The organism is Salegentibacter maritimus, assembly GCF_016236915.1.
In the GTDB taxonomy this organism is placed as follows: Bacteria; Bacteroidota; Bacteroidia; order Flavobacteriales; family Flavobacteriaceae; genus Salegentibacter; species Salegentibacter maritimus.
In genome coordinates this window covers 1-233 of record NZ_JAEHOK010000079.1, presented here as the reverse complement: position 1 = coordinate 233, position 233 = coordinate 1, and the positions used below count along the sequence as shown (strand labels likewise).

Here is a 233-nt window from a genome sequence, read left to right as displayed (position 1 = left end):
ACTACGGTACAGGGAATTACTTACACTCTTTTAGATGAAAACCAAAACCCGGTAAGCAATTCGATTGCAAATGGAGAATTCAGCGGATTAGGTGCTGGTACTTATTTTGTACAGGCAGACAATGGCGATTGTGAGTCCGTTTCTGAAGCTTTGGTAATCATAGAAAACCTGGGAACTCCTAATCAACCACAAGCTACTATTGCGCAACAACCAACGTGTGAGGATACCACCGG

The 233-nt window shown here is 43.3% G+C and carries 1 protein-coding gene; it reads left to right on the top strand.

Annotated features, from left to right (window positions below; all coding sequences use genetic code 11):
• Nucleotides 1-233: hypothetical protein (locus I6U49_RS16900; protein WP_198629709.1), on the top strand; the 233-nt coding region annotated here is incomplete at both ends.